The organism is Mesorhizobium sp. P5_C1 (assembly GCF_054049815.1).
This window is the reverse complement of sequence record NZ_JBFULQ010000186.1, coordinates 1-9987: the sequence shown is the minus strand read 5'-3', so window position 1 is coordinate 9987 and position 9987 is coordinate 1. Positions and strand designations below refer to the sequence as shown.

General features: G+C 63.6%; 5 protein-coding genes and 1 pseudogene. 2 read left to right on the top strand and 4 right to left on the bottom strand.

What is annotated here, in order from left to right; all coding sequences use genetic code 11:
* A pseudogene (locus ACXJ7R_RS16320) lies at positions 1-220 on the bottom strand (DUF4345 domain-containing protein); the annotation flags it as partial.
* Positions 221-600: 380 nt separating this feature from the next.
* On the opposite strand from ACXJ7R_RS16320, the gene ACXJ7R_RS16315 reads away from it, so the two are divergent.
* Positions 601-3570 carry a hypothetical protein gene (locus ACXJ7R_RS16315; RefSeq protein ID WP_457152738.1) on the top strand — a complete coding sequence of 990 codons (2970 nt, stop codon included), beginning with the start codon at positions 601-603 and terminating at the stop codon, positions 3568-3570.
* A gap of 48 nt (positions 3571-3618) precedes the next feature.
* Here the strand turns inward: ACXJ7R_RS16315 and ACXJ7R_RS16310 are convergent, their stop codons facing one another.
* The gene (locus tag ACXJ7R_RS16310; RefSeq protein ID WP_457152737.1) at positions 3619-4314 is read right to left on the bottom strand and encodes an aspartate/glutamate racemase family protein; all 696 of its coding nucleotides are present in this window, start codon (positions 4312-4314) and stop codon (positions 3619-3621) included.
* A gap of 52 nt (positions 4315-4366) precedes the next feature.
* Entirely contained in the window at positions 4367-6550 is a 2184-nt protein-coding gene (locus tag ACXJ7R_RS16305; RefSeq protein WP_457152736.1) for a primosomal protein N', read from the bottom strand.
* A gap of 90 nt (positions 6551-6640) precedes the next feature.
* On the opposite strand from ACXJ7R_RS16305, the gene fsa reads away from it, so the two are divergent.
* Complete coding sequence (gene fsa, locus ACXJ7R_RS16300) at positions 6641-7297, top strand: fructose-6-phosphate aldolase (RefSeq protein WP_457152735.1); 657 nt, start codon at positions 6641-6643, stop codon at positions 7295-7297.
* Between the two features lie 107 nt (positions 7298-7404).
* Here the strand turns inward: fsa and ACXJ7R_RS16295 are convergent, their stop codons facing one another.
* Positions 7405-9939, bottom strand: a complete 2535-nt coding sequence (locus ACXJ7R_RS16295; RefSeq protein ID WP_457152739.1) for a DNA translocase FtsK — start codon at positions 9937-9939, stop codon at positions 7405-7407.
* Positions 9940-9987: the final 48 nt, after the last annotated feature.

Here is a 9987-nt window from a genome sequence, read left to right as displayed (position 1 = left end):
GCAGGAGACAGCACAGGCCGACGCCGAGATAGAAGCCCGACATCCTGCCGCGCCCCTCGGCGATCGCCGCCACCTTCTCGGGCCTGACCTGCAAGCGAAGAATCCGGAAGGCCAGGTGGGGCGCCAGAAAAAACAAAAGCCCTTGCAGAACGGTGACGACGGCGCTCGACCAYGCCAGCCATTCGCCCTGACTCGTCGGCCATGGAAGCGCAAAATCCATCTTGTCTCGACCCCCCTCACAGTAATTCCGGATGCATTGAATGTCGCCCGTGGAGGAAGTCAAGCGCACCCCCGGAAAGCCGGGGCTCGGCAAGGCCGCCTTGGAATGCCGTCGCCTGATACGAGCTTCACGCTTGGAAGCCGCGGCTTGGCAGGCGATTCGGTTGGCAGGGAAACAATTCCTTGGACAAGAGATACGCGGACAATTTCTTCGATAGTATAGATCGCTGTCTTGCCGCTGCGTAACGCAAGTATTATGCTTCGAATGTTCCTTTCGTCGACTTCTTGTTTATTTTAGCAACTTCACATGTTGTGCGATCACCTGTGAAATCTGCGCGGACGGAAGTGCGGCAGGCAGGATCTCGAAATTCGGAGACGATCATGCCGGATCTTTGTCGGACATTGCATCTGGCCAGCATCTGGATCGCAGCGGCAGCCCTTGCCGGGATCGCGCAGGGTGCGCGCGCGGACTGTATCGCCGAACGGCCGACGGTCATGGCTCCCGCCGATCCCTTGGTCTGCCAGCAGCTCGAGGCCACGATCAAGAAGCCTTCGGCGCTGCCCCTGGGCGACTACGAGAACAAGCTCAACCAGTATCTCGGCAGTTACTGTTATCGCAACGAAGCTGCCGGATGGGTGCACGACAAATATGTGCGCCAGGCCGGGCCTCGCATCGCGACCCAGGCCAACGGCGCCTGGCAGGGCAAGGATTTCGGAACCCATGCGCCTGTCATGATCTGGTATTCGCCGGAGATGACGGACTGGCTTCGCAAGAATCGCTCCGCCGAAGGCGAGGTCGATCATCYGCCACCGGTTCCCGACGGTGCCATCATGGTCAAGGAGATGTTTTCGGAGCCGGCGTCGGATTGCCGGACGGTCGATCCTCTGAAACTTTTTCCAACCAGCGGCGCCGCGATCATGATCCGCGATGCCAGCGCCTCTTACGATGGCTGGTTCTGGGGCTGGTACGGCTTTGGCAGCCAGAGCGGCTGGACACCGGATTGGCCAGCCCTGCCGGCCGACAACAACAGCCTGCCCAATATGGGCTTCGCCCAGTACTGCATGAACTGCCACGCCTCGGCGGCCGACAATCTGACTTTCGCATCGCCCAAGAACATCGCGGGCGAACCAGGCAAGCCGCTCAACTATCTCGCTCAGGATTTCTTTAAGGGAGCGCCGGCAGAAACCTTGCACCAGACCGTCGTTTTGCCGGTCAATGCCAACCCGCGTCTTGGCCAACCGCTCTACAGTCCGAACGCCGACGTGATCGCCGCGCTGCAGGCCTATGTCCGCGAGATGCCGACCTATGAGACGGTCTCGCGGATGCCTTCCGAAACCTACGACAACACCTGGGTCGGGGCCAAGGGTCCCGATGCGTCCGATACGTTCCTGACCTCGAGCCAGTGCCTGGGTTGTCATGATGCCGGCAGCACCGGGCTGCAGTTCGACATGACCAGGCCAAACCCACATGGCGATGGCTTGATCAATCTGTCTCCGCTGGCGACCTGGCGAACCTCGCCGATGGGGCTGGGAGGCCGCGACCCGATATTCTTCGCGCAGTTGGCCAGCGAAACCCAAAGCTTTCACCCCAAAATGTCCGGTGTGGTGCAGGACGTTTGCCTTGGCTGCCACGGCATCGCCGGTGAACGGCAGTTCCACATCGACGAGAAGGCGCGCTCGGGCAAATGCGAATTGTTCACGCGCGACATGGTCGATGCGACGCCCTGGCCGGCCGACAATCCGAGTGCCGCGCACGCCAATTACGGCATGCTTGCCCGCGATGGCATCACCTGCACATCCTGTCACCGCATGGTGCTCAACAGCAAGGCCAGCGGACCGCTGGGCGATCAGCCGCAGAACGCCTGCGTCGACGAGCGGCAGGCGCTGCTCAATCCGCACGCGACGGGCTTTGCCAAGACCTTCACCGGCAGCTTCATGGTCGGTTCGCCCGATACGCTCATTGGCCCGTTCGAGAAACCGGAAGTCGGGCCGATGCATACGGCGCTCGGCATCAAACCGGTCCACGACGCCACGATCATGAGCTCCGAGGTCTGCGGAACGTGCCACACGGTTCACTTGCCGGTTCTGCAGGGCACCAACACCCTGGCGCATATCTACGAGCAGACAACCTATCCGGAATGGGCGTTCAGCGCCTATCGAACCGGCAGCACGCCGGACGGCCCGCTTCCACTGGGCGCCGGCGCCACGCCGCGCAGCTGTCAGGGTTGTCACATGCCATCGACGGAACAGGACGGATCGCCGACGATGAGCAAGATCGCCAGCATCCAGGAAAATCTCAATTTCCCGCAGACCGAGTCCAGCAACGCGCCGGATCTTTCGGTTCGCGAGGGATTTGCCCGCCACACGCTCGTCGGTCTCAACGTCTTCCTGGTCAAGATGGCGCAGCAGTTTCCCGAAGTTTTCGGCATCCGGACGCGCGATCCGATGATGGGCAAGAAGGCTCTCGATCCTCTCGTCCTCACCGAGCAGGCGATGCTGGACCAGGCCTCGCAGGCAACCGCCACCGTGGCCGTCAGCGACCTTGCCGTGACCACCGACGCGCTCGATGCCAAGGTGACGGTGAAGAACCTGGCTGGTCACAAGTTTCCCTCCGGAGTGGGTTTCCGGCGTGCGTTTCTCACCTTCAGCGTGCTCGACCAGAATGGCGAACAGCTTTGGGTTTCCGGCCRCACAAATGCTGCCGGTGTGATCGTCGGCGCCGACGGCCAGCCGCTTGGTGGTGAGCTCTGGTGGAAAGACGATTGTTCCGGCCGCCTCCATCCTGGCGAACGGCCGCATCAACCGCATTACCAGAAGATCACGCGACAGGATCAGGTTCAGATCTATCAGGAACTGGTCTCCACGCCGCCCGCCAATACGCCCAATCCGGTCTGCAATGCACAATCCAAGCCTGAAGGCGAACTGACGACCAGCTTCCTGTCGATCTGCACGGAGGTGAAGGACAACCGGATACTACCGGCGGGTTTCCTGCCGGTCGAAAGCCGGCTCGAAATCGCCAAAGCATTGGGGGCCGATGAGGAACTCGCCGTCGATGTCGGCGGGACCGCCGTCGAGGACGATCCCGACTACGTATCGGGCGGGAGCGACACGCTTAGCTACTCGATACCGCTTGCCGATTTGCCGAAGGGCGCACGCCCTGCCAGCATCGAGGCGGACCTCTACTACCAGGCGACGCCTCCGTCCTATCTGCAGGATCGCTTCTGCACCGCCAAGGGCCCCGACACCGATCGCCTGTATTTCCTGGCCGGGCATCTCAATCTTGCTGGCACGCAGGCAGACGGATGGAAGCTGAAAGTGGTCGGCAGCGGCACTGTCGCCATCCAGCCCTGATCTCTGACTTCCCAAGGGAAATCGCTGCGCGATTTCCCTCGAATTGCTTCAGGGCAGCATGAAGGCCACCGCCGCCTCGGCATGGATGCGCGTCGTGTCGAAGACAGGTATGTCGAAGTCCGGCTGGCCGATCAGCATGGTGATCTCGGTGCAGCCCACGATGACGCTGTCGGCAGCTTCTTCTCGCCTTAAGCGTTCGGTCTCGGCGATGTAGGCCGCTTTCGACGATTCGGTGACGACGCCCTGGCACAGTTCCTCGTAGATGACGCGATGCACCATGTCGCGGCCGGCGGCATCGGGCACAATGGGCTGCAACCCATGTTTGTCGGCGAGCCGGCCCTTGTAGAAATCCTGTTCCATGGTGAAGCGCGTCGCCAGCAGCGCCGGGCGCTGCATGCCGGCACGCTTGACGGCGACTGCGGTGGCGTCGGCAATGTGGATCAACGGGATCGATACCGACGCCTGCACCTGGTCGGCCAATTTGTGCATGGTGTTGGTGCACAGAAGCAGGCCCTCCGCGCCGCCCGCCTCGAGCTTGCGTGCCGCGTCAGCCAGAAGCACGCCGGCGCCGTCCCAGTCACCATGATGTTGCCGCTCGGCGATCTCGGCAAAATCGAACGACCACAGCAGCAGTTTGGCTGAATGCAGCCCGCCGAGCCGCTCGCGCACGATCTCGTTGAGCAGACGGTAGTAGATGGCGGTCGATTCCCAGCTCATGCCGCCCAGAAGGCCGAGGGTTTTCATGTGATCTTCCTGTCTTGCCGGCTTGGCGGCAGCCTATCGCCTAATCGCGCCCTTACAAAAAACTCTGCGGGTCGATATCGACCTGTACCCTGACCGAGCCGCGCTGTTTTGGCCCGTTGGCCAGCATGGCGCGGATGAAGCCTTGCATATCGGCGCGCCGTTCACCCTGGATCAGCAGGCGAAAACGGTGGCGCCCGCCGAGCAATGACAGCGGCGCCTCCGCCGGTCCCAGCACGAAAAGATCGGTGGCCTCGGGTGCGGCGCGGCGCAGGCCTCGCGCATGGCCCTCGGCCTCCGCCCTCGTCACCGCGCTGACGATAACGCCGGCGAGCCGGCCGAATGGTGGCAGTGCCGCCCGCTCGCGCTCGGCGATCTCGCGCTCGTAAAAAGCCTCGGCGTCGCCGGAGACGATCGCCCGCATCACCGGATGGTCGGGCTGGAAAGTCTGCAGCAGGCCGAGGCTCTTCTTGCCAGTGCGGCCGGCGCGGCCGGTCACCTGGCTGAGCAGCTGGAAGGTGCGCTCGGCGGCGCGCGGATCGCCATTGGCAAGGCCGAGATCGGCATCGACGACACCGACCAAAGTCATGTTGGGGAAATTGTGACCCTTGGCGACAAGCTGCGTTCCGATGACGATGTCGGCCTCGCCATTGGCGATCGCTTCCAGCTCCAGACGCAACCGCCGCACGCCGCCCATCAGGTCGGACGACAAGACGATGGTGCGCGCGGCCGGGAAATGCGCGACGACCTCTTCGGCGATGCGCTCGACGCCGGGTCCGCAAGCGACCAGATGGTCCAGCGTGCCGCATTCCGGACAGGCTTCGGGGCGGCGTTCATTGTGCCCGCAATGATGGCAGACCAGCTGGCCGCGAAACCGGTGCTCGACCAGCCAGGCCGAGCAGACCGGGCAGCCGAAGCGATGGCCGCAGACGCGGCACAGCGTCAACGGCGCATAGCCGCGCCGGTTGAGGAACAGCAGCGATTGCTCCTTCCTTCCCAGCGTCTTGCGCATCTGGTCGAGCAGCACCGGCGACAGGAAGCCGCCACGTGCCGGCGGCGCCCGCCGCATGTCGACCGCCTTGAGATGCGGAAGAGCCGCCTCGGCAAAGCGGGCGGAAAGCACCGCCCTGTTGTAGCGGCCCTGGCTGGCATTGACCCGGCTTTCGACGGATGGCGTCGCCGACGCCAGCACCACCGGGAAGCTGCCGATATGGCCGCGCACCACCGCCATGTCGCGCGCATTGTAGAAGACGCGGTCTTCCTGCTTGTAGGCGGGGTCATGCTCCTCGTCGACGACGATCAGGCCAAGCTCCCTGAACGGCAGGAACAACGCCGAGCGAGCACCGGCGACGACGCGCACGCCGCCTTCCGCCACTTGCCGCCAGACGCGTTCGCGCATCCGCGGCGGCAGGTCCRAATGCCATTCGCCCGGCTTGGCGCCGAACCGCTGCTGGAAACGCTCGAGAAAGGCGTGCGTCAGCGCGATTTCCGGCAGCAGGATCAGCACCTGCTTGCCCTGGTCGAGGGCGGCCGCCACCGCTTCGAAATAAACCTCGGTCTTGCCCGACCCGGTGACGCCGTCGAGCAGCGCGACATTGAACACACCGGCCGCGACATTGGCGCGCAGCATCCGCGCCGCGTCGCGCTGGTCCGGCATCAATTCCGGCACGGCGTAGCTTGTGTCGGGCGCGGCCACCACCGGGCGCGGCGGGATCATCACCGTCTCGAACACGCCTTGCGCCCTCAGGCCGTCGATCACCGTCGACGACACACCTGCCGCGTGCGCCAGGCCGGAGCGCGTCCAGGCAAGTCCGCCTTCGGCCGTCTCCAGCACGCGCTCTCTCGCACCCGTCATCCGGTCAGGCGTCAAGAGGGTGCGCTGCAGCCCCTCGATCCATGGTTCGGGGTCGAAAGCTTCGGGCGCCCTGAGCAGCATGCGCGCCACCATGCCGGGCGGCGACAGCGTGTACTGCGCCACCCAGTCGACGAAGCGGCGCATTGCGCGGTCGATCGGCGGGCAATTGAAAACCTGTTCGATCGGGCGCAGCTTTTTCGCGTCGACCGTCTCGACCGCGCCATCCCACACGATGCCGGCAACCTGGCGCGGGCCAAGCGGCACGCGCACGATCGAGCCCGGCACCACGCGCATGCCGGCCGGCACTGCATAGGTGTAGGGGCGTTCGGCGGGCATCGGCACCAGCACGGGTGCGGCTGCGACAAAGGGCGAATCTTCGATCATGAAGCGTGACCTTGCCCCGACTTTGGTCTAGATCAAAGGGCAACGCTGAACGTGCCTTTCCCAGCACGACGAAATCGTCAGGAGACCGCCATGAAATTTTTTGTCGACACCGCAGACGTCAAGGATATCCGTGAGCTCAACGATCTGGGCCTACTTGACGGCGTCACCACCAACCCGTCGCTGATCCTGAAATCCGGCGGCAAGATCGCCGAGGTTACCAAGCAGATCTGCGACATCGTCAAGGGTCCGGTCTCGGCTGAAGTCACCGCCACCGAATATTTCGAGATGATGCAGCAGGCCAAGGTTCTGGCCAAGATCGCCGACAATGTCTGCATCAAGGTGCCGCTGACGCTCGACGGCCTGAAGGCCTGCAAGACGATCCGCACCGAGATGAACCGCCTGGTCAACGTCACGCTGTGCTTCTCGGCCAACCAGGCGCTGCTCGCGGCCAAGGCMGGTGCGTCCTTCATCTCGCCCTTCGTCGGCCGCATCGACGACATGGGCATCGACGGCATGGAACTGATCCAGGAGATCCGGCAGATCTACGACAATTACGATTTCCAGACCGAGATCCTGGTAGCTTCGGTTCGCACCGTGAACCACGTCAAGCAGGCAGCACTGATCGGCGCCGATGTCGCCACCGTGCCGGCGGCGACGCTGAAGGCACTAGTCAAGCATCCGCTGACCGACAAGGGCCTGGAACAGTTCCTCGCCGACTGGGCAAAGACCGGCCAATCGATCGGCTAAGACCGCGATCGGCGGAAGTCACACCGCTTCCAACAGAAAAGGCCGGGCAACCGGCCTTTTTTATTGCGCTCCCGAAGACTTCAAATCGCCAAGGGCGCGCCTGCCGATCAATCGGTGCCATCATCGTCGGATGGGCTCACCGGCTGGCGCCGGCCCATGATGATCTCGCGTTTGCCGACATGGTTGGGTGCACCGACCAGCCCTTCCTTTTCCATGCGTTCCACCAGCGATGCGGCGCGGTTGTAACCGACACCGAGGCGGCGCTGGATGTAAGACGTCGAGCACTTCTTGTCACGCACCACCACCTTGACCGCCTCGTCATAGATGGAATCATTGTCTTCGGCTGCAACGGAGCCCTTGTCGAAGACCGCACCCTGATCGGCTTCGGCTTCTTCCTCATCCTCGTCGGCTGTCACCGTCTCCAGATATTCGGGGCGACCCTGGGCCTTCAGATGCGCCACGACATGCTCGACTTCCGCGTCGGAAACAAACGGGCCATGCACGCGCGAAATGCGCCCGCCACCCATCATGTGCAGCATGTCGCCCTGGCCAAGCAGCTGTTCGGCGCCCTGTTCGCCCAGGATGGTGCGGCTGTCGATCTTGGATGTCACCTGGAAGGAAATCCGGGTCGGGAAGTTGGCCTTGATCGTGCCGGTGATGACATCGACCGAAGGGCGCTGCGTTGCCATGATCAGGTGGATGCCGGCAGCACGCGCCATCTGCGCAAGACGCTGGATTGCGCCTTCGATCTCCTTGCCGGCGACCATCATCAGGTCGGCCATCTCGTCGACGATGACGACGATATAGGGCATCGGGGCAAGGTCGATTTCCTGCTGTTCGAAAAGCGGCTCGCCGGTGCCCTTTTCGAAGCCGGCCTGCACGGTCATCACCACCGTCTCGCCCTTGTCGCGGGCGGCAGCCGCGCGCTCATTGTAGCCGTCGATGTTGCGCACACCGAGCCGCGCCATCTTGCGATAGCGGTCCTCCATCTCGCGCACCGCCCATTTGAGCGCGGTGACCGCCTTCTTGGGGTCGGTGACGACGGGGGTCAAAAGATGCGGGATGCCGTCATAGACGGAGAGCTCCAGCATCTTGGGGTCGACCATGATCAGGCGGCACTCTTCCGGCTTCAGCCGGTAGAGCAACGACAGGATCATGGTGTTGATGGCAACCGACTTGCCGGAGCCGGTGGTGCCCGCCACGAGCAAGTGCGGCATCTTCGCCAACTCGGCGATGACAGGCTCGCCGCCGATGGTCTTGCCGAGACAGAGCGCCAGCTTGCAACTGGTCTTGCGGAAGCCTTCCGATTCGATCAGCTCGCGGAAATAGACCGTCTCGCGCATCTCGTTCGGAAGCTCGATACCGATGACGTTGCGGCCAGGCACGACGGCGACGCGCGCCGAAACCGCCGACATGGAGCGGGCGATGTCATCGGCGAGCCCGATGACGCGAGAGGATTTGACACCCGGCGCCGGCTCGAACTCATAGAGCGTGACCACCGGGCCCGGGCGAACATGAATGATCTCGCCGCGCACGCCGAAATCTTCGAGCACGCTTTCCAAAAGATCGGCGTTCTGCTCAAGCCGCTCCTGCGACATGTAGAACCCCTGCCCCTCCGGTGGCTGCTGCAACAACTCTTCGGAGGGGAGCTGATAGGAATCCCCCGCCATTGAAGGCACGATTTTGCCGGCCAGAGGCAAGCGTGGGGACGCGGCCGCGGCCCGCACGGCGACGTCTCGACTCCGAACGATTGGCACGGCAACGGCATCCCTTGCCGCAGCGGGGATTGCGGCGGTCTCTGCCTGCAGAGGCGCATTGCTCGCCGGCACGTGCGGCTGGGCGACAGCTTCGTTCGAGTTGGACGGCCAGACATCGGGTGAAGGTTTCGAGGGCTGGCCTGGAAGCCATTCGATGACGCGAAACAGCGAGGTGGTGTCGGCCACCATCGATGGGATGATACCAAAGCGCGGAGCGGCGGCCGGCGCCGGATTGGCCGGCCTGGCTGGCCGGGCCTGGGACGAAACGTCGACTAGGTAGGGTGCCATGACCTCGAAGAAGGCATGATCGGAGAGATGAGGCCAGCGCAGTGTCTCGGGGTTGGCTGTCTTGGCCGCGGCGCTGCCTGCAGAGACGGCGGCCATGCGCACGGATGCTCGTCCCGTTGCGGCGGTCATCGGAGGTACCGACGGCACACGTCGTGCCTTGTCGTTGGCACGCCCCGGCGCAGCAGACGCTGCAGCCAGCGGCGACGTCCTTGATGCGGCCGGTTCGCTACTGCCCTGCAACCGGGCTGTTTCCAAATTGCGGCTTTTCACCGAAACCGGCAATGCCAGCAGCGAGGGAGCAACTGGTGCCTTGTCAACGATGGGCTGTGTGACGGCCTGCTGCGTTGGGAGCGCGTCTGGAGCGCCCTGTTCGACGACAGGGTCGCTCTGCTGGCGATGCTTCTTGGTCTTGTAGTCAGGCGTGCGCGTAAAACGCACGTTGGGCGCGAGGAAGAAATATTCCTGCCAGGCAGGACTTTCGATGTCGCCGATTTTCGGGGACACATGGCTCGTCCCCTGGTCAACGCGCGGCTCCATATAGGGCCGCCTGCTGCCGCCAAGATCAACAACCCGCGCGGAATAGCCGGTCTGGTGTATGCCGGACTGCCGGCCGTCCTGTCCCTGGTGAGTTGGGCGATCATGTCC